Consider the following 18,817-nt stretch of genomic DNA (forward strand, 5'->3'; position numbering starts at 1 on the left):
ACATAATTGACCAAATAAAAACCTTACAACTTAGAGGCTTAGAGCAATTATTCGGTTCCATTTAAAACAATGATATAGCTAGAAAAATCCGTCTATCTATTGGCACAACAGAACGGTAAACTTATTGTTTTAAAAGTTAACCAATAGTTACGATATAGTTAACAAATCAAGATTTCAGTGAATTCGCACACATAAATAATCATCATGACGAAAAAAATTTATTGCATCACGGGATATATCTATGCGGCACATAAACAAAGAAGCCAACATTTATGGTCAAGCGATGTTGGCTTCTCTTAACGGGTGTTTCACTGGTTTCCAGCCTCAATACTTTAAGGTCAGATATTTCTATTTTGACCTTTATACCTTGGCTTACTTAGTGGGCTGGCTTCTTTCTTAAGCTAAATGCTCCTTAAAGAAACCTTCCATTTTGTCGAATGGAATCACATCCATCTGATCATAAAGATCGGTATGGGTTGCATTAGGAATAATCATCAGTTCTTTTGGCTCAGCAGCTGCTTCATACGCCGTTTCACTGAAATAGCGCGAGTGTGCCTTCTCACCGTGGATAAGCAGAACCGGACGTGGTGAGATTTCTGCAATGTACGTCAAGATCGGCATGTTCACAAACGACAGAGGCGTCGTGATGGTCCATGAAGCATTGGAGTTGATTGCTCTTGGGTGGAAACCGCGTTGCGGATCTTTATAGTAAGCCGCATATTCAACCACAAATTGTGGCTCGCCGCCCTGTAATTCAAGAGACACAGGGCCGTAAGCTGGCTCACCGTTTTCAGCGTCTTTCCAGCGTTGCTGACCCAATTGCTCTAGCCCTTGAGTACGTTGTTCAAGAGTAACGCTGTCGTTGTAGCCTTTGGACATAACTCGAGTCATATCGTACATAGTGCTAGCCACAACCGCTTTAACGCGCTTGTCAATTGCGACTGCATTTAATGCCATGCCGCCCCAACCACAGATACCGATAACGCCGATTCGCTCGCGGTCAACATTTTCTAGCAAACCGATAAAGTCGACTGCAGCACTGAAATCTTCAGTATTGATATCTGGGGAAGCAACATTACGTGGCTCACCACCACTTTCACCAGTGTAAGATGGATCAAATGCTAGCGTAACAAATCCACGTTCTGCCATCGTTTGCGCATACAAACCAGATGACTGTTCTTTCACTGCACCAAATGGGCCACTCAGAACGATAGCAGCTAACTTGCCAGTGCTTTCTTTTGGCTGATACAGATCAGCGGCAAGCGTAATACCGTAACGGTTTTTGAACGTGACTTTTTTGTGCTCAACCTTGTCGCTTTTAGCGAAAGTTTTATCCCAGCTATTACCTAATTCTAATGTCGTGCTTGCCATGGCCTGGCCTCCTGAAAGCGCACCAACACCTAAAGCAACCGCGCTTGCTCCTGCCATTTTCAATGCATTTCGGCGACTAGCGTCTGGCAAGTCGTGGCTAGCGTTTGTGTTGTTGGTATCGTTGTGTTTGTTCATCTAGTTTCTCCTAGTAAGCCTGATAAGCTTGTCATCTCAGTTTCGGAATTTGCTCAAATTAGTCATCCCCAACTTGAGACAACATGACTAGCTTAAGAGCGTGCACCGTTTAGGAGAGTGTCTCTCCTAACGACGTTTCTGCTATTTATAATGCGACAAGTCACCAATTTACCGTTATCCGGATACTACGAATTCCTTGTACAATCTTCCAAGTTGAACCATGAAATGTAAGAAAACCGACCTAGACCAATCAGTAAAAACACCCAAAAACAAACAATAAACATTTGATATAAAACAATAATAAACCTAAATCTCAACCAATAAGCATTCCATTACTTATTACTTACGTAAACGCTATTTAATGCCTAATTTTCTACTTTAACTTGCCTTAGGTGAGAAAAACGAACAAGCCTAGTCAACATGTGACTAGGCTTGTTCTTAACTCACTGATTCGAATCGGTACTATAACGCTTTCTTATACAGCTCAATCACCTGTTCTTTTGTCATAGGACTTGGGTTACCACCAGCGCATGGATCGGCTAATGCGTCATCGACCCAACTCAAAATGTCCTGCTCAGTCACGCCTAGCTCACCAAAACCTGCTGGAATGCCAACTCGACGGTTCAGAGCATGAAGCGCGTCAATTGCAGCCAAACTTGCCTGTTCTGCTGTCATGTCAGAAGTATCTACGCCCAATACTTCAGCAACCTTGGCAAATTTTTCTACACGGTGCGGGCGGTTAAATTCACTCACGATAGGTAACAAGATTGCGTTACATACGCCGTGAGGTAAGTCTTTATGTGCACCAGCAGGGTGAGCCATTGCGTGAACCATACCTAAACCCGCACTGTTGAAAGAAAGACCAGCAATAAACTGACCATAAGCCATCATTTCGCGCGCGTTAATATCGGTGCCATCATCTACCGCTGCTGGAAGGTTTTCTGCAATGGTTTGTATCGCTTCCAGAGAGATATAGTCGGTCAATTTATGCGCGCCAACAGAGACATATGATTCAAGAGCATGAGTTAATGCATCAATACCTGTTGCGGCTGTCGTTGCTTTAGGAATACCCAACATAACGCTTGCGTCATTGACTGAAATTTCTGGAATAATTTTATCTGAGATAATGACGTGTTTTACATGCGTTGCTGTGTCCGTAATAACCGCGTTACTGGTGACTTCTGCAGCCGTACCCGCAGTGGTATTAATCGCATAAAGCGGCGCCCCTAAGCGTTCGACTTTCTCGACACCGTTATAAGCGGCGATTGGTCCTGGGTTTGCGGATAGGATCTTGACCGCTTTTGCCGTATCAATCGAACTACCACCACCAAAACCGATAATGTATTGCGCACCAGAATTCACATACATGTCATACGCATTTTTCACCGTGTCGGTATCAGGGTTAGGTCTTACATCTTTAAACAAAGTAAGCTCTAAGGCGCTCGAAAGTAGTTTTTCGGCAAACCCCAACTCAACAAGCATTGGGTCACAGATAAGTAAACCTTTTTCCAAGCCATGTTCATTCGCTAAACGCTCGACTAAGGCTTCAATCGCGCCTACACCAGAGTAATTGATTTTAGGAAACGCCAGTTTAAATACGCTCATCGTGTTTATCCTTATAAGTTAAGATCTTGTTGAGGGTGTCGATCTTTTTTGCTATTTATTTACCCTCTTTCTTTATAAGGTTATTAAAGCGATTTTTTGCTCCGAATAACTTTGCTTTTTTGCCTGTCAGCGCATGAATAAGGGGATTTTTTTAAGGTTAGAGAGCCGAAGTTCACAAATTGAAAAACAGGCAATTAGCACTTTGAAAGTACAGGTTATAACTGGAGAATTGATTACAAAAATGAAGATGGCAAGCAGAATCCCGAATCCAATTTATGAATTCGGGTTAGAGTTAAATATTAATTTATAGAGATATTTAATGACTGTCTGATGTAGGTGCCCGCGCCCAGCAAGCCAGGTTCGGAATGAGTGATTAAGAACACAGGGATGGATTGAAGGTACTCTTTAAATCGGCCTTTATCTTCAAAAGCCACTCGAAAGCCGGACTTGATGAATAGTTCTTGAACTTTAGGAACAATACCGCCAGCAATATACACACCGCCAAATGATCCATTAGTCAGTGCCAGGTTACCACCAAAACGCCCCATCAAAATGCAAAACAGATAGAGTGCGCGCTCACAATCCTTGCATTCAGATTTAAGTGCTTTCTCTGTAATCTTTGCCGGAGTGTAATCTTCAGGCTCGGCACCACGGTGTGACACAGCAAAGTCGTATATATTTCGGATACCTTGACCAGACAAACAGCGTTCCGCAGACACACGACCAAACTTGTTACGTAGGTAAACAATCAAATCGTCTTCTTCAGGGGTACAAGCTGCCAGGTCAACATGCCCACCTTCTCCTGGTACGCTATGCCATAGGTTTCCGCCATGAATCAGCTGAGCGACACCAAGCCCGGTTCCCGCTCCGTATACGGCTATCGGCTTATTGGCTATCGCTTCACCGCCACCGATCTGAACTCTGTCCTCAGGTTTTAAACTTGGAATAGCAAAGGAAACCGCAGTGAAATCGTTAATGACTTCCAAAACCTGAAGGTTAAGTTGGGATTTTAGTTCCTGGATAGAGAACTCCCAGTGGTGGTTAGTCATGGAAACCCAATCCCCCGTTACCGGACAAGCAATCGCAATACAGGCCGATGAGATCGGAGTGTCGTGACGATCAAGGTATTGACGCATGACGACTTCCAGCGATTCATATTCGGCAGCAGGGTAAGTCACGATATCGCTGATCGTTCCTGTCGATAACTCACAAAGAGCTAAACGCGCGTTGGTTCCCCCGATATCCCCTACCAAGGCATACTGTTCCGACATTGCTTCTCCTTAATAATACTCAAAACGATCACGTGTATTTATTGGCGATAAAACGCACGCACAACACAAAATGCAACACCATGAAAAGTGACACAAAACAAACTAGTTAATGCTCAATAATCAGAAATCGTTAGCTTTACGACATAATATTTGCACTTAAATATAGCAGAGGGTTGGAGCCTATCTATGCGAAATGGATTACAGGTTAACGATTTACTGATTTCAGCGGTAAATTCCATATAGCGCGAAAAATAGTACGAATGAGCAAAAATAACACAGGAATGGGTCTTTATTCTCCACAGTAAATTGATGAAAATACTCGGTTCAGGAATTATGCGGACAAACTCAGAGTAAAGCTGTAGAAAATAACGGCATCCTTTGTTGAAGATTAGCGTATGAACTTGAATATAACGTCAGCTTAAACACCACTACTATTCGGAGAACCGATGTCTCAACCAGAAGCTCAAACAGTCGAGTTAAGTCATACAAAAACGAAAAGACTGGGGCTAAAACTAAGAAAGATACTCAAAGTCGCGATCGCCCTACTCGCCATTATTGCTGCTGGTGTCTACACCTATATGCTACAACCTCAGTTTGCCTCCCCTCAGGTGAAAGTGGATAGTTACCAGGGAAAATACGTAGACGGAAAGTTTCACAATATTGAGGAGGTTCCGGTATCCACGTCAAGCGATGGCGCTTTGGTGGGGTTCTACCGTTTTTTAACGGAACCTGTTATCGACGCCGTTCCGGTAACCAATTTGCCTTCAGTCAAGTCAGACTTACTGGGTCTGAATCCACGTGACAATGTTATGGTCTGGATGGGCCATTCCAGCTACTTTATCCAGCTAGATGGCATTCGCTACTTAATTGACCCTGTATTCAGTGACAACGCTTCTCCGGTTCCCTACACCAACGTGGCATTTCCCGGTAGCAATGTTTACAGCGCAGATGACATCCCAGAAATAGATTATCTGTTAATTACCCACGATCACTGGGATCACCTCGATTACCCAACAATTAACGCGCTGAAAGCGAAAATTGACCATATTGTGACGCCTATTGGTGTCGGCTCTTATTTCACTCAATGGGGGTTTAGCCCTGAGCAGATCACAGAAGGCGACTGGTATGATTCCATCGCAACGCAAGAAGGCCGAATTCATATCCTTCCAGCACAGCATTTTTCAGGCCGATTGCTAAAACGTAATCGTACACTCTGGGGATCATTTGCCATCGTATCGAATCAACATAAGGTCTATCTTGGTGGTGACAGTGGCTATGGTGACCATTTCAAATCAATAGCCAATGAATTCGGCGGCTTCGATATCGCGGTGCTTGAAACTGGCCAATACAACAAAAACTGGCCATTCATTCATATGACGCCAGAAGAAGTCGCTCAAGCTGCCAACGATCTCAACGCAAAAGCACTATTACCTTCGCACAATAGTAAATTCAAGTTGGCTAAACATGCCTGGTATGAGCCACTAGATCGGATCGCTCAGGCAAGTCAGCGACAAGATTACCGCTTAATGACACCAATGATTGGAGAAATCGTCGGTTTAGAAGATAACAACCAGACGTTCTCTCAATGGTGGAAGCAGTAATCCACGTCTCAATAAATTAAGTTCGGATAACTGGGGGGGATTCTTCATCATATTGCCCTGAACCTCAAACCTTCACGTCGACCTGCGAACGAGGTCATAGAGGAAATGGGTGAGTTCGTATTACCCGCTATCAATCAGAACTAAAGGCAGTTAAGAATGAGCAATGCACTCTGAGTGCATTGCTCATTATTGGAGTCAACCTTCGGCACTTTAGTGTTCAGAGAAAAACACTCAAAGAAAAACACTCGATAAAAAATTAACCACCCTCGATAGCCGCCAGTGGAACTTGATAAACTTCTTTACCATTAATGACCACCGTCCAGGTGTCGCCTTCCAAATCCGCTTTCACTTCGCGGTTGGTTGCGTTTACGTAATCGGTCATAAAGTTAATCGTGAACTGCTCTCCTGCCGGGCTTTGCACCACGATACTGGCTTGATTGTCTTCCATGCGTAAGATACCTGCAGGACACGTACCGAAATCTTCCTGCCCTTCTGCACGGCAACGCAATAGTGTTGTTGCATCGTAGTCATCAGTCGAGAAAGGAGACGTCGCATTATTCGCGTCCGGATTTAACGCATCTGTATTCCAGTAAACGTAAACACTTTCTTCAGGGAAACGAAAAATTAAGCCCTGATCGCCCAAATCACTCTGGCGATAAACCATGTTGCTATTTTGATCGGTAAACTCCCCGGGGGTGTCGCCTTTTGGAGAAAGTTCATGCACAACGCCATCACTGCGATTTATTGTTATGTAACCACTGCGCTGACTAAAAGTACAAGCGATCATCTTCTCCGCATTGTCATCGCCTGCTTTGTAGATATCACAACGGCTCTCGGCTGAATCAGCATACGAGATCGAGCTCGTGGCTAAGCCAGCGACAAGGGTGAATAACATAAGACCAGCTCTCATAATACCTCCTACAATTTGTTACTTTATCCACGCTAATGACCGATGAGCGCTCCCAGAAACAAAGAAAAGAATAGTTCTTAGCCTCCTATTGGGCAATTAAACCAAGTTGTCGAGAAAGCCATTTGCATCATGTTTAAAGCCGCTTCTCTGAGATCCATCTATTTACGCCAGTCACCCAGGCTTGGTATAACAACAGAAAGAAAAAGAAATAAAGTTCATACAAGAAAGGAAGCACAGTGAAGATTTGTTTAGACAACGTAATTGCAAAAGGGAACACCTCCAACTTAACCATTGAGCATTGGAAAATAGAAAGCGGACATTGCTGGGGCATTTTCAGTGCCGAAGGAGACATCGGATCTTTGCTTGGGGACTTACTTTGTGGGGAGCTTTTGCCAATCGATGGCACGTTAGATCTTGGCGGATTAAAAGTAGCCCAAGTCTCTTTGTCTGAACAACAGCGACTGCTCGATTCTGAACTCAAAAAAGATGACACCGACTTTCTTGACCGAATTGACCAAGGCAGCACCGTCTATGCGTTAATATTTGAACGCTGCCAGGATGAAGCGCTGACTCTAAAACTTATCGAAGAGCTCGATCTCTCGCACCTTCAGCAAAGTGGTTTCCGTGTGTTGTCTACTGGCGAAACCAGAAGAGTGATGCTGGCACGCGCTTTGGCCACACAGCCTGATTTAGTCTTATTGGACAACCCTTTTACCGGATTGGATGTCAGTCATCGAGCAGCACTGGCCGACTATTTGCACACATTATCTCAGTCGTTACAAATGCTGATCACCTTTTCTCGTGAATCCGATATGCCAGAGTGGATTGACCGCGTGGCTCTGTTTAACGCAGGCAAACTCGACAGTACTATGGATAAACAAAGCTGGGATCGACACCCAATCATTGAGCAAATCAAATCCCAGTCGGAGAAACAAAGCGAAGAAATGATGGCGCTCATACGCCAGCATCAACACGCTACCCATTTCGAAAACCCAATCTTTGAGCTGAAAAATGGTCACGTCGAATATACCGATAAAAAGATTTTTACAGACTTGAACTGGCGCATCGACAAAGGCCAACACTGGCAGGTAAAAGGACCAAATGGATGTGGTAAAAGTACGTTACTAGGGATGATCTTCGGCGATCACCCGCAATGTTACAGCAACGACATCCATATTTTCGGTAAAAAACGCGGCTCGGGTGAAACCATCTGGGAGATCAAGCAACACATCGGTATGGTCTCCTCCGCATTGCACCTGCAGTACCGTGTTAACTGCAGCGCATTAGAAGTGATTTTGTCTGGGTTCTATGACTCGATTGGTTTGTACCATCAACCAACACGCAAAGAGTTGGAAGTCGCGAAAGAGTGGCTTGAAATCCTGCATATGAGCCAATACCAGAAAACGTCGTTCCGACAATTAGAGTACGGACAGCAACGCTTGTTACTGATTGCACGAGCGATTGTAAAACAACCAACCTTGCTGATTCTGGATGAGCCATATCAAGGTTTAGACTTTTTAGGCCGACGTCTGGTCAAGAATACCTTAGAGCTCATCGCACGAGAAAACTTAAGTCAGTTACTTTATGTCTCTCATTATCAGGAAGACCGTTTAGACAGCATTAAAAACGATCTAGAGTTTGTATTCGATCATGATGTGCAATGCTATCGAACTCAAATTCTTCAGTCATAACGAGCACAACCATGGCTCCTGAACTATGGCTCCTGAATACAGTATCCGTTCAGGTGACTGGCTGTCGCGAGAGTTGACGGTATGGTAACGGCTTGGAATAGAGGTAGCCCTGATGATATTGAACGCCCAATTTCTTCAGGTGCTCCGCTTGCTCAGGCGTTTCGACACCTTCGGCAATGAGCTTAACCTTTAACTCATCGGCAAAATAAACAATGGCATTCAAAACAGACGAACTCACACTTTGGATGCCGATTGTGTCGACAAAGCATTTATCGATTTTCAGATAATCAATGCGCATGTGTTGCAGAAAAGCTAACGAGGTCTGCCCCGTTCCAAAATCATCAATCAGTACATCGATACCATATACTCTCAGTGCGGCAATGCATTTGCGCGCCTCATCATCAATTAACTGACGTTCTGTAATTTCTATTCCCAGAGAAACGTTATTATTGTTTAGTTTTCTATGAATAAGTTGGATCTTCCTTATAACCTTTGGCTCGACGAGATACCCCGGAGGAACATTTACACTTAAGTGCACAGGGTGAGTAAATTTCAGTTTAGTGAAATCTTCTGCTGCTTTTTCTAACACAAAGTCTGTCAGGATCGAGACCAAACCACTCTGCTCCGCAGCGGGAACAAATTTGTCCGGAGCAATAAAACCTTTTTGTTGGTGTTCCCAACGTACCAGCGCTTCATATCCAAACACATCCCCACTCTCTGCATCTATCTGAGGTTGGTAATACAGCGTCAAATCCTCTCTTCTTAACGCCTTTTTTAACTGCGAAACCAAGCTACGACGAGGATCAAAAAGCATGCGAACCATATAGAACAACAGATAAATCATTAAGATGATAGGCCCTGTGTACACCAGATAAGACAGCGTTCTTTGGTTTACAAACAGGTCACTTGCTTCACTCAAGGCTTCATAGTCGAACATAGTTGAAGACTTAGTCGCTATAGGATTAGTGCCGTTTCTTGTGGCATCAGGAGGGGTAACCTGACCATGAATAAATAGCGCTGAGCGTTTGAAACGCAGGTCGTTGTTAAAACCTATCGTCACTCCAAAATAATCTCGATCAATAACTGTCACAACCTGATCGTTATGAGCGCCAAGAGTAACCATAAACAGGAATGGCGCAGGTAAATTCTCTACTCTGCCAATAGCCAGTTTCTGGCCTTGAGGAAAAGTTAGATAATCAGCCAAAGGCTTGTTTACCTTACCAAGCTTTGAAGAACAAATAATGTCATTTCCTTTGACGATAAGCATCTCATCAATATCTCGCTCAAACATCAAGTTCTGCTGGAGTTGTTCGCAATTTTCCGGGTGAAGTAATGCCTTTCTATTTTCAGTTTCAACCTGATACAGAATTTCATCGGCAATAGAGATGTTTCGATCTAAAAGATGCTCAAGTTCGCTTTGCACACTCTCTCGCGCGAAGTAAATCGCGCTAAAAATCATCAGAGGAATAGGGATTGAAATAATAATGAGTTTGTTTAAAAGCGCTTTATTAAGCATGTAAGACAACCTTTATCAACCGACCCTATCTGGTGCCAGAAAAACCTTCCTTGGAAGATTAACGAAATACAGGTTTTTCATAAGATACTGTGAGTATGCAACTCACCTGGTAGGACCGCAAACAAAACAATGAGTTGATTGTTTATTCGTAAATCTCCTCGTATCTTGAGGTGATTTGTGTGTAATTACCATTTGATGCGCGACGAATGCTCATCCGACTCACCTTTGAGACAAAACCATGAGTTTCATCCCGGCCCAAGCTTTTCTCATCCAATAAGAATTGCCCACAAAAATTATTTTTATTTTCTCAGTGATTAAGAATTATAGTTGTCCTATATCATCCAACAAGTTACAACCTATACATGACAACAAGCAAAGCAAACGCTAATCAGGTAAACGAAAAGGCGCTGCAATTATTAATGAAAGTAGCGGTAAGCCAATTCCCAGTATCTGCGAAAACACTAAGTGAGCAATTAAACGTACCATTGAGCAGTCTCTATCGGCATTTGAAACTGCTAAAAGAATGGAATTTGATTGAAGAAAGCGTCCACGACAAGACATTTGTAGTAGGGCCAGCTGCGCTACTTTTGATGCACAGTTATGAAAGCTCACAACACGGTCTTGATATGGTTGAAACCATCTTGGCTCGCTTAGTTCAGCAGACCGGAGAAATGGCGGCCTATATGGTTCCTTCTGGTTATCGGGCATTGTGTGTCAGACAAAAAGAAAGTATGCAGGCGCTACGGTGCAGCTTCGTCCAGGGTCAAAGTCAACCCCTGCTTCGTGGCGCCTCATCCAAAGTGATGCTGGCTTATATGCCTAAGAGTCGTGGCGAGAAGATCTTACGTTACTTCAAACAGGACCATTGTCTTGATGAATGGGAACAAGAGTTTGCCACGATCAGAAAACACGGATACGCCGTCAGTACTTCCGAAATTGACCCAGGTGTCTCTGGTATCAGCGCACCAGTCATGAAAGGAAGTAAGCTCGTTGGCGCAGTTTCGGTTATGGCTCCAGCTCACAGGGTCGAGAAGGACAAGCAACGTATCGTTTTACACGTGTTGCAGGCGGCAAGGGCACTACCACCAGAAAGGTAATTCATCATGTTGGGCTTTTTCAAACGATATAAATTTCATCAAACAACACATACACCAGTTCAGCACTACCCATTTTCTTTTATGACGGTTTGTGAGCATGTTGCTCCGATGTCAAAAGGCGCGTTTGAATTAGCGAATCAAAGCTTAGAAAGTGCGAGCGAATGGCTCTATCAGCAACATGATCAAACTACAGCTGCGCATTGTGGTCATTTTACTCATGCTCAATTAGAGAACGGGGATTTTCAGGAAGCACTTAGCTTGGCACTTTCCCGTCACTCTATTCCAGTATTGGTAACCAATTGCACGGAAGCCATCTTGTCTATGCTGCCAGTGGTCGCTGCCTGTCAGGATGATGTGGGTATTTTGCATATTGGTCAAAAAATGCATTTAAAGCCGACATTAGAGCCAAAGGTAGGGTCAGCATTTCATTTTGCGCTTTCCCGCTACCCAAACGTTAGGCTGCTTTTTGCGGGTGTTAACCAACATGATACCAAGCAAGAGACATGGGAATACGCTGAGGACCAAGGCTGTGACTGGGTCACCGATAAAGAGTTTACTTTTCGACACCGTAATCATGTCAAACAACAAGTAGGCAATTATCTCGACCATTGCGACCAAGTGATTATTTCGGTTGATTTAGGTTCGCTTATCGCCAAAAACGACCTTGATGGTGATATGTCTTTAGATATTCAAATGGTACTCAGAACCATCAGGCTATGTTTAGTATCGGGCAAAGTAAAAGCCATACAATTGGTTGGTGATCGTGACCGTCTCGTCTATTCAAGACAAACGAAAACGATCATTGAGGAGCTGTATCAAATAGCGCCACTTCTCGATCACGCTGCCTGATAGCAAGATAGAACCGATAAAATAAAAGCGCCCTCCAAATGAAGGGCGCTTTTTTATTCAGCTCAATTCGTCAATATTGGTTATTTCGCTCGACGTGCTTTCAAACGCTTCACCATCGCCAAACGACGTTCTGCTGACCCTTGGTCTGTTGCAGATTGGTTAGGGTTATTACGACGTCCTTGACGATTTTTAAATGCCGGTTTGGAGTTCAGTTTTTCGATGTACGATTCACGCTGCTTTGGTTCATAACCAGCTAGCTCAATACGGCGAATTCGTTGTTGAATCAAGTTTTCAACTTGTACAACGGTCAGCTCTTCATCTCTGTTTACGAAGGAAACCGCGTGCCCTTGCTTACCAGCACGACCAGTACGGCCAATACGGTGAACGTAGTCTTCAGCAAGGAACGGCATATCGTAGTTCACGACATGTGGCAGATCCGCGATATCCAATCCACGAGCGGCAACATCGGTTGCTACCATCACACGGACTTTGCCTGATTTGAATTCTTCAAGCGCACGACGTCGAGCACTTTGCGCTCGGTCACCGTGACAAACTGCCGCTTTGATACCATCAAGCTTCAATTCTTTAACCACTTCGTTCGCGGTTTCTTTGTAGTTCACAAACACCAACACTTGTTGCCAGTTTTTGCGACCAATCAGTTCAGAAAGCAGCTCTGTTTTACGTTCTTGATCAACCGGATAAAGTACGTGAGCAACGGTTTGTGCGGTTGTATTTGCGCGTTCAACTTCAATGCGTTTTGGTTTACGCAAAATGTCTTTTGCTAATAGGTTAAGCTGGCTGGACGTCGTTGCAGAGAACATCATGATCTGCGGATCCGTGTCCACATCAAGCATGATTTTACGCACCGCGTGAATAAAGCCCATATCCAAAATACGGTCCGCTTCATCAAAAACGAGGAACTCTAGATTGGCAACTGAGACATTACCTTGCTCAATGTGCTCTTCCAGACGACCCGGTGTTGCGACCAGAATATCGACGCCGTTTTCGAGCGCTGATACTTGTGAAGACATTTTACGGCCACCAAAAACTGCCACCACTGATAGGTCGGTATATTTGGTGTACGCTTTGATGTTGTCAGCAATCTGCTCTGCCAGTTCACGCGTTGGGGCAAGAATAAGCGCACGCGCCGTCTTACGTGAGGCACTGTGATCACTGTCTAGCAGTCGCTGAATCATAGGCAATGAGAACGCTGCGGTTTTACCAGTACCAGTCTGGGCTGTAGCGAAAATATCATGGCCTTTACGAGCCATTGGAATCGCCTTCTGTTGAATTGGCGTTAACTTTTCATAACCGCATTCTGCCAGCGCTTTTACCACTTCTGGTGCAAAACCTTGAGATGAAAATGACATTGAGCGTATTCCTTAAACAAACCACTAAAAATAGCGTTAAAAATTCAGCCGTGCACTATACCCGAATTTAAGTGATTTATCTCACTTTTCTCTCTTTTTTCAGTTTTAAGTCTGTGCAAACAGATTAAGCGGCAAACACTAACGCCACATTGCTTGACCGCTTAAGGGAGATAACCAGTTAACTCGTTACTTCTCTATCCCAGAAAGTTTAAGTAAAACACTTTCTAACTCATCCCAAGGAAGCAACTGAGAGTCGATCACTTCTAATCTCGATTCAAACCCTTCAAGGCTGATTTCATTCACCGTAACCACCGCATTCGCGACATTAAATGCGTAACATCCCCGGTCTGTATTCACTACGGCTTTTACTCGCTCTGCCGTTAAGGCCGATAGCATAGAGAAAAGCTGATCGAAATCGAACGTATGCTCTGCGCCAAATAGCCAACCACAACTGAAATACCCCTGCCCCTTATTCTCTTTACGAATGAAAGCTTCGCCCGGTGGCAGTTGAAATTGTGGTTCTTGATGCGCGTGTTCATGATGGTGAGACTCAATATGCGAAGAAGCACTGCCATGAACTCGTTCAATATCTAAAACTTCAATAGGTAGATCGCCGTCATGAATCAACTTGCTAAACACTTTTGATGGTGACTGATCGGTGATCCAGTCGCTAAATACATCGATGTCATGGCTAGAACAAAGGTCAACTTTGCTACCAATAACCACATCCGCGCAATCTAGCTGATCAAGGAAGTTTTGATTGGAAAGGTACTTCTCATCACTCAGATTGCGCGGGTCCACCAATGCGATGGTCGCTTTAAGATCAACATAAGGCTGATACTGCTCAGACGTTAGTGTCGCAATCACTTGTTTTGGATGACCAAGCCCTGTCGGTTCGATAAGCAAACGGTCGGGCTTTTGACGCAACAGCGCAGTAATGCCCACCGACATAGGAACGCCTGCGGTACAGCACATGCAACCGCCAGGGACTTCTTTTATCAACGCACCTTGGTCAGTCATCAAAGCGCCATCAATACCGATCTCACCGAATTCATTAACTAAGACTGCCCAATTTTCGTCTGCTGGTTTTTTCTTTAGCAGGTTTAAGATCGTCGTCGTTTTACCTGATCCCAAAAAACCAGTCAGTATATTGGTAGGTACTCGATTTGACATGCTTTTCTCCGACGTTAGTGCATTCATACTCTGGCAAAGTATACGGACAACGTGATGTGCTTCAATAATTTTGTCGCTGTTGAGCCTCTACAACAGCGAATCTCTCACGTTGATAATATTAAAGATAAATATCTCTTCGAAAAATCTGCAAGCGGTTAACGTTAAGCTGTGGTTAGCAAATCTTGCCGCCAGTAACAGTAATATCAGTGTCATGCTGAACAACGACTTGCGCCATCAACCGCAGCGCTTCCACTATGGTATCTAATGACATTGTAGACTGGTTACCGAGTGTGTTTTGTTCGGGTAACAGTGGAATATGGACAAAGCCATGTCGTAGTGGCTTATCTCTAAGGTAGTGTTGCAAACCATAAAAAAGGTGATTACAAACGAACGTTCCCGCACTATTAGAAACTTGGCAAGGAATCCCTTGTTGTTGCAAAGTCTGAACGACACGCTTGATCGGTAAAGTTGTGAAATAAGCGTCAGGACCATCGGCAATGATGGGCTCATCAATCGGCTGATGACCTAGATTGTCAGGAATTCGAAAGTCATCAACGTTGATAGCAACACGCTCAGGGGTAATGGCGGCACGGCCAGCCGCTTGCCCAACGGTTATCACACAATCTGGCTGATGCTGTTCTATCGCTTCTATCACTGTATTAATTGAGTCATATCGCGTGACAGGCACGTGGCAAGTGACAATAAAACCTCCATCAATGGCCTCTCCTTCTAACCTCTTGATCGCTTCCAAAGCAGGGTTGATGGCATCGCCGCCAAAAGGTTCAAAGCCAGTAATCAATACTTTTTTCATGTGCGTTTTCAATTAATTGGGAATAGCAAAATTATTGCACTCCTGCTTCGCTAGTCCAAATACTAATTTGATTGCCCTGTTCACTCTTAAACATTATGTGAAGACCGTAGAAAGTTTTACCGAAAGTACCAGAAACTTGGTTTCTCGTCTTAACTTAGGTAGAGTACGCGCCACAAAATATCTGCGATTCGAAGAGATTGAATACAATGAACATTGATGATCAAGTGATCGAAACTATTGAAGAGCTGGAAGCCTTTTTGCACATGGTTGAAAGCGGTGCTCTTGGCCTTGAAGGTGTGGCAGGTATTGCACTTGCTAAAACCAATAGCGATGGCCGCCCATTTGTCGCGGTTCTAGGAGACAACCACCAGCTTATTCTGGGTCGTTGGGTTTCAGCACACGTTTACGAGAACGGTAAAGATATCGTTCAAAACGGCCCACGTCGTACACATTAATGTGAATATGGCTAACCACTAGCTTGCTTTTGATAAGCAAGCTTTTTTGTATTAACTGCGTACTAATCAACTAGTTCGCGATAACAACATCAAGATTTAGGCAACTGATCACACAATACGCATAAGATTTTGGGTATAACGTACTAATCATAAAAATTAGGACGTGAAAAATGAATAACTCTTTCGACTACACAATGCCCAACAATGAAGGATTCTTTGGCGAATATGGCGGCAGCTTTGTACCACCAGAGCTTGAGCAAATCATGCGAGACATCAATACTGCCTACGAAGAATGCTGTAAAGACCCAGAATTTAAAACTGAGCTGGCACGCCTTTACAAACACTTTGTGGGTCGACCAAGTCCGATTTTCCATGCTGAGAATTTGTCCAAAAAATATGGCGCTGATATCTACCTGAAACGCGAAGATCTTAACCACACTGGCGCGCACAAAATTAACCACTGTTTAGGGGAAGCAATTCTCGCTAAAAAGATGGGTAAAAAGAAATTGATCGCAGAGACAGGCGCAGGTCAACATGGCGTTGCGTTAGCGACAGCAGCGGCTCTTGTCGGATTAGAGTGCGATATTTACATGGGCGAAGTGGACATCGCTAAAGAGCACCCAAACGTGGTTCGAATGAGAATTCTAGGCGCTAACGTGATTCCTGCAACGCATGGACGAAAAACGCTGAAAGAAGCGGTAGACGCAGCATTTGAAGCTTATTTAAAAGATCCAGAGACTCAGCTTTACGCCATTGGCTCTGTAGTAGGCCCTCACCCATTCCCTAAAATGGTTCGTGATTTCCAATCGATTATTGGTAACGAAGCACGAGTTCAGTTTAAAGAAATGACGGGCAAACTACCGAACAACCTCGTGGCATGCGTGGGCGGTGGTTCTAATGCTATGGGCTTATTCAGTGCCTTTTTAGAAGACGAACAGGTCGCGATTCACGGTGTTGAGCCAGCGGGTCGTTCTTTAGAGAAAGTGGGGGAACACGCGGCAACGCTTAGCTTGGGCGAACCTGGCATCATGCATGGTTTTAAATCTTACATGCTGAAAGACGAACAAGGTGAACCTCAAGAAGTTTATTCTGTGGCAAGTGGACTAGACTACCCATCTGTTGGCCCGCAACACAGTTACCTAAAAGATATCGGCCGCGTGAATTACGGTTCGATCACTGATGACGAAGCAATAGACGCTTTCTTTGAACTATCACGAGAGGAAGGCATTATCCCTGCGATAGAGTCGTCTCACGCAGTGGCTTACGCGATAAAACTGGCGAAACAAGGAGAAAAAGGGTCGATTCTCATCAACTTGTCTGGTCGCGGTGACAAAGATATTGATTTTGTGGTCGAAAACTACGGCGCAAAATACGGTATCGAATCGCTAATCTAAACCTTATTGTATTAACGTAAAGCCACCTAAATTAGGTGGCTTTGTTGTATTTAGCATCTGTGAATAGACTTTTTGGGCTTACATTCGCTTTAGCGGCTTAACGACGCTATCTAAGCCTTCGATTTTTAGCGCTAAACACAACTTGAGCAAGTCCCCAAGCTCACCGCTTGGCCACCCTTTTTTATCGAACCACAGCAAATATTCCTCTGGAAGATCAATCAACACTCTTCCCGCGTATTTCCCAAAAGGCATTTGCATTCTTGCCAGTTTTATCAGGTTTTCTTTTTCTAACATAAGTCGGACTGTGGTTAACGTAATTATCCTTAGGGTATCACTGGTGCGATCTCCCGACCAGTTTCACTGTGCTTTATGCTAAAGTAGGCCGCATTCGAAAATAGAACGAGAAAGTAATGAAGTCACCTTGTCGTGCTGCCTGTAAAAACAATGGCGGCATCTGTTCTGGTTGTCACAGAACGATAGAAGAGATCATCCAGTGGAAAGACAAAACGGATGAACAACGAGATAGTCTGATCAATCAAATTGCGGGTGGTGAGTCTACCCATTCATGCCCAGAATGCGGAACTCAAGCGCACTGCGACATCTCAGCAGGAAAAGATACTTGTTGGTGTTTCGGTGTCGAGACCAGAGATTTACCCAAGCCTGACGAAGGCCAATTGTGTTTGTGTAGAAAATGTTTGGAAAAAAAGCCAGTCGCTTAATCGACTGGCTCTATTTGATTACTTAGCTTTTAGTGCTAGCGATTCAAACTTAACACCATCCCAGCCGCTCACCATAAAATTACGAATGTTCTGATGATCATCGTTTTCTGGATGTTGTAAAACATCTTCACGGTAAAAACGTCCAAAACAGGCCAGTGTGGCTTCCTTGTCTAAGTTATTAAGCAAACCAAATGCAAAGATTTTGCACGAGCCATTGTTCTCACCTGCTCCATTTTCGGTCTCACCATTAGTAAATGCAGTTGGTGTGAACTCGTAGTTCGCCTCAATCACCGCGATGGTCGTTTCAAATTCAATCTTTTCTGGTGTCGACGCTACTGCATCTAAAAATTGTTGTAGTTCCATTTTCATTCCAATTTGTTATGCCATCATACCGATGACATATTTGTTTAATAAAAAGCCAATATAAGAGTCATTAATCATACATATATTCATAGCCTTACCAAAACATACGTCCATCAATGCTTCAAAAGCATTCACGAAGATTAGTGAATATTTATTAAAAAATTATGCATTGAGCCACATTGTATCGGATTGATAAGGAGATATCATGTCCACCCCATTTAAAGCAATAGGTGTTTTAGCACTTTCGTCACTTGCCATCGCATGTTCTTCGCAGCCAGAGGATACATTTGCATCCTTCCGTGCTCAGTGTAAAGCGACCACTGAACCGATTGCTGGCGAAACCTCTATTCAAGGGATGACGCTAGTAGGAACGTCTATCGCGGATGCACCTTTTGATACATCAGCAGCAGAGATTGTTAGCTATGATGGGTGTACAGATAAACTTTATGTGGTCAATGCTCAGGCAAAACGCATCGATGTCCTATC

18 protein-coding genes and 1 pseudogene are annotated in these 18,817 nt (G+C 43.9%); 9 read left to right on the top strand and 10 right to left on the bottom strand.

The window, feature by feature from the left end:
* The first annotated feature begins 241 nt into the window (after positions 1-241).
* Complete coding sequence (locus L9Q40_RS05465) at positions 242-400, top strand: hypothetical protein (protein WP_498792521.1); 159 nt, start codon at positions 242-244, stop codon at positions 398-400.
* Here L9Q40_RS05465 and L9Q40_RS05470 read toward each other — a convergent pair.
* The 3 genes from L9Q40_RS05470 to L9Q40_RS05480 all read right to left on the bottom strand — a co-directional run bounded on the left by L9Q40_RS05470 (position 397) and on the right by L9Q40_RS05480 (position 4,382).
* Positions 397-1,506, bottom strand: coding sequence for an alpha/beta fold hydrolase (locus L9Q40_RS05470; RefSeq protein ID WP_498792523.1), 1,110 nt, complete (start codon positions 1,504-1,506; stop codon positions 397-399). The two genes, L9Q40_RS05465 and L9Q40_RS05470, sit on opposite strands and share 4 nt — an antisense overlap.
* A 462-nt stretch (positions 1,507-1,968) precedes the next feature.
* The gene (locus L9Q40_RS05475) at positions 1,969-3,111 is read right to left on the bottom strand and encodes an iron-containing alcohol dehydrogenase (RefSeq protein ID WP_498792525.1); all 1,143 of its coding nucleotides are present in this window, start codon (positions 3,109-3,111) and stop codon (positions 1,969-1,971) included.
* A gap of 299 nt (positions 3,112-3,410) precedes the next feature.
* On the bottom strand, positions 3,411-4,382 hold the full coding sequence (locus tag L9Q40_RS05480; RefSeq protein WP_498792526.1) for a glucokinase: 972 nt from the start codon (positions 4,380-4,382) through the stop codon (positions 3,411-3,413).
* 446 nt (positions 4,383-4,828) lie between these two features.
* On the opposite strand from L9Q40_RS05480, the gene L9Q40_RS05485 reads away from it, so the two are divergent.
* Complete coding sequence (locus L9Q40_RS05485) at positions 4,829-5,983, top strand: MBL fold metallo-hydrolase (RefSeq protein WP_081280164.1); 1,155 nt, start codon at positions 4,829-4,831, stop codon at positions 5,981-5,983.
* Between the two features lie 256 nt (positions 5,984-6,239).
* On the opposite strand, the gene L9Q40_RS05490 is transcribed toward L9Q40_RS05485, so the two are convergent.
* A complete protein-coding gene (locus L9Q40_RS05490) occupies positions 6,240-6,893 on the bottom strand; it encodes a hypothetical protein (protein WP_065301333.1) in 654 nt (217 codons plus the stop codon).
* Between the two features lie 236 nt (positions 6,894-7,129).
* On the opposite strand from L9Q40_RS05490, the gene modF reads away from it, so the two are divergent.
* Entirely contained in the window at positions 7,130-8,584 is a 1,455-nt protein-coding gene (modF, locus tag L9Q40_RS05495) for a molybdate ABC transporter ATP-binding protein ModF (RefSeq protein ID WP_498792529.1), read from the top strand.
* Between the two features lie 49 nt (positions 8,585-8,633).
* Here modF and L9Q40_RS05500 read toward each other — a convergent pair whose 3' ends face one another.
* Positions 8,634-10,100 (bottom strand): EAL domain-containing protein, encoded by a 1,467-nt coding sequence (locus L9Q40_RS05500; RefSeq protein WP_498792531.1) that lies wholly within the window; start codon positions 10,098-10,100, stop codon positions 8,634-8,636.
* A 362-nt stretch (positions 10,101-10,462) separates the two neighbouring features.
* On the opposite strand from L9Q40_RS05500, the gene L9Q40_RS05505 reads away from it, so the two are divergent.
* Positions 10,463-11,197 (top strand): IclR family transcriptional regulator, encoded by a 735-nt coding sequence (locus L9Q40_RS05505; RefSeq protein WP_014234603.1) that lies wholly within the window; start codon positions 10,463-10,465, stop codon positions 11,195-11,197.
* Between the two features lie 6 nt (positions 11,198-11,203).
* Positions 11,204-12,046 carry an arginase family protein gene (locus L9Q40_RS05510; RefSeq protein ID WP_118121093.1) on the top strand — a complete coding sequence of 281 codons (843 nt, stop codon included), beginning with the start codon at positions 11,204-11,206 and terminating at the stop codon, positions 12,044-12,046.
* Positions 12,047-12,126: 80 nt separating this feature from the next.
* On the opposite strand, the gene L9Q40_RS05515 is transcribed toward L9Q40_RS05510, so the two are convergent.
* The 3 genes from L9Q40_RS05515 to pcp form a co-directional block, all read right to left on the bottom strand.
* Positions 12,127-13,416: a DEAD/DEAH box helicase gene (locus tag L9Q40_RS05515; RefSeq protein ID WP_020335264.1), complete on the bottom strand. Its 1,290-nt coding sequence runs from the start codon at positions 13,414-13,416 to the stop codon at positions 12,127-12,129.
* A 186-nt stretch (positions 13,417-13,602) separates the two neighbouring features.
* Complete coding sequence (locus L9Q40_RS05520; protein WP_498792534.1) at positions 13,603-14,589, bottom strand: CobW family GTP-binding protein; 987 nt, start codon at positions 14,587-14,589, stop codon at positions 13,603-13,605.
* Between the two features lie 172 nt (positions 14,590-14,761).
* Complete coding sequence (gene pcp / locus L9Q40_RS05525; RefSeq protein ID WP_498792536.1) at positions 14,762-15,400, bottom strand: pyroglutamyl-peptidase I; 639 nt, start codon at positions 15,398-15,400, stop codon at positions 14,762-14,764.
* A gap of 206 nt (positions 15,401-15,606) precedes the next feature.
* On the opposite strand from pcp, the gene L9Q40_RS05530 reads away from it, so the two are divergent.
* Together L9Q40_RS05530 and trpB are read left to right on the top strand one after the other, a co-directional pair.
* A complete protein-coding gene (locus tag L9Q40_RS05530) occupies positions 15,607-15,855 on the top strand; it encodes a hypothetical protein (RefSeq protein WP_020335268.1) in 249 nt (82 codons plus the stop codon).
* Positions 15,856-16,049: 194 nt separating this feature from the next.
* Positions 16,050-17,249, top strand: a complete 1,200-nt coding sequence (gene trpB / locus L9Q40_RS05535; RefSeq protein ID WP_217999032.1) for a tryptophan synthase subunit beta — start codon at positions 16,050-16,052, stop codon at positions 17,247-17,249.
* A gap of 78 nt (positions 17,250-17,327) precedes the next feature.
* Here the strand turns inward: trpB and L9Q40_RS05540 are convergent, their stop codons facing one another.
* Positions 17,328-17,543 carry a DUF3820 family protein gene (locus L9Q40_RS05540; RefSeq protein WP_005375557.1) on the bottom strand — a complete coding sequence of 72 codons (216 nt, stop codon included), beginning with the start codon at positions 17,541-17,543 and terminating at the stop codon, positions 17,328-17,330.
* Between the two features lie 116 nt (positions 17,544-17,659).
* On the opposite strand from L9Q40_RS05540, the gene L9Q40_RS05545 reads away from it, so the two are divergent.
* Positions 17,660-17,968, top strand: coding sequence for a cysteine-rich CWC family protein (locus L9Q40_RS05545; RefSeq protein WP_020335270.1), 309 nt, complete (start codon positions 17,660-17,662; stop codon positions 17,966-17,968).
* A gap of 18 nt (positions 17,969-17,986) precedes the next feature.
* Here L9Q40_RS05545 and L9Q40_RS05550 read toward each other — a convergent pair whose 3' ends face one another.
* Entirely contained in the window at positions 17,987-18,331 is a 345-nt protein-coding gene (locus L9Q40_RS05550) for a HopJ type III effector protein (RefSeq protein ID WP_498792550.1), read from the bottom strand.
* A gap of 205 nt (positions 18,332-18,536) precedes the next feature.
* On the opposite strand from L9Q40_RS05550, the pseudogene L9Q40_RS05555 reads away from it, so the two are divergent.
* Positions 18,537-18,817: pseudogene (locus L9Q40_RS05555) on the top strand (choice-of-anchor I family protein); the annotation flags it as partial.

The sequence above is a fragment of the Allocatenococcus thiocycli genome, assembly GCF_921292965.1.
Taxonomy (GTDB): Bacteria; Pseudomonadota; Gammaproteobacteria; order Enterobacterales; family Vibrionaceae; genus Vibrio; species Vibrio natriegens.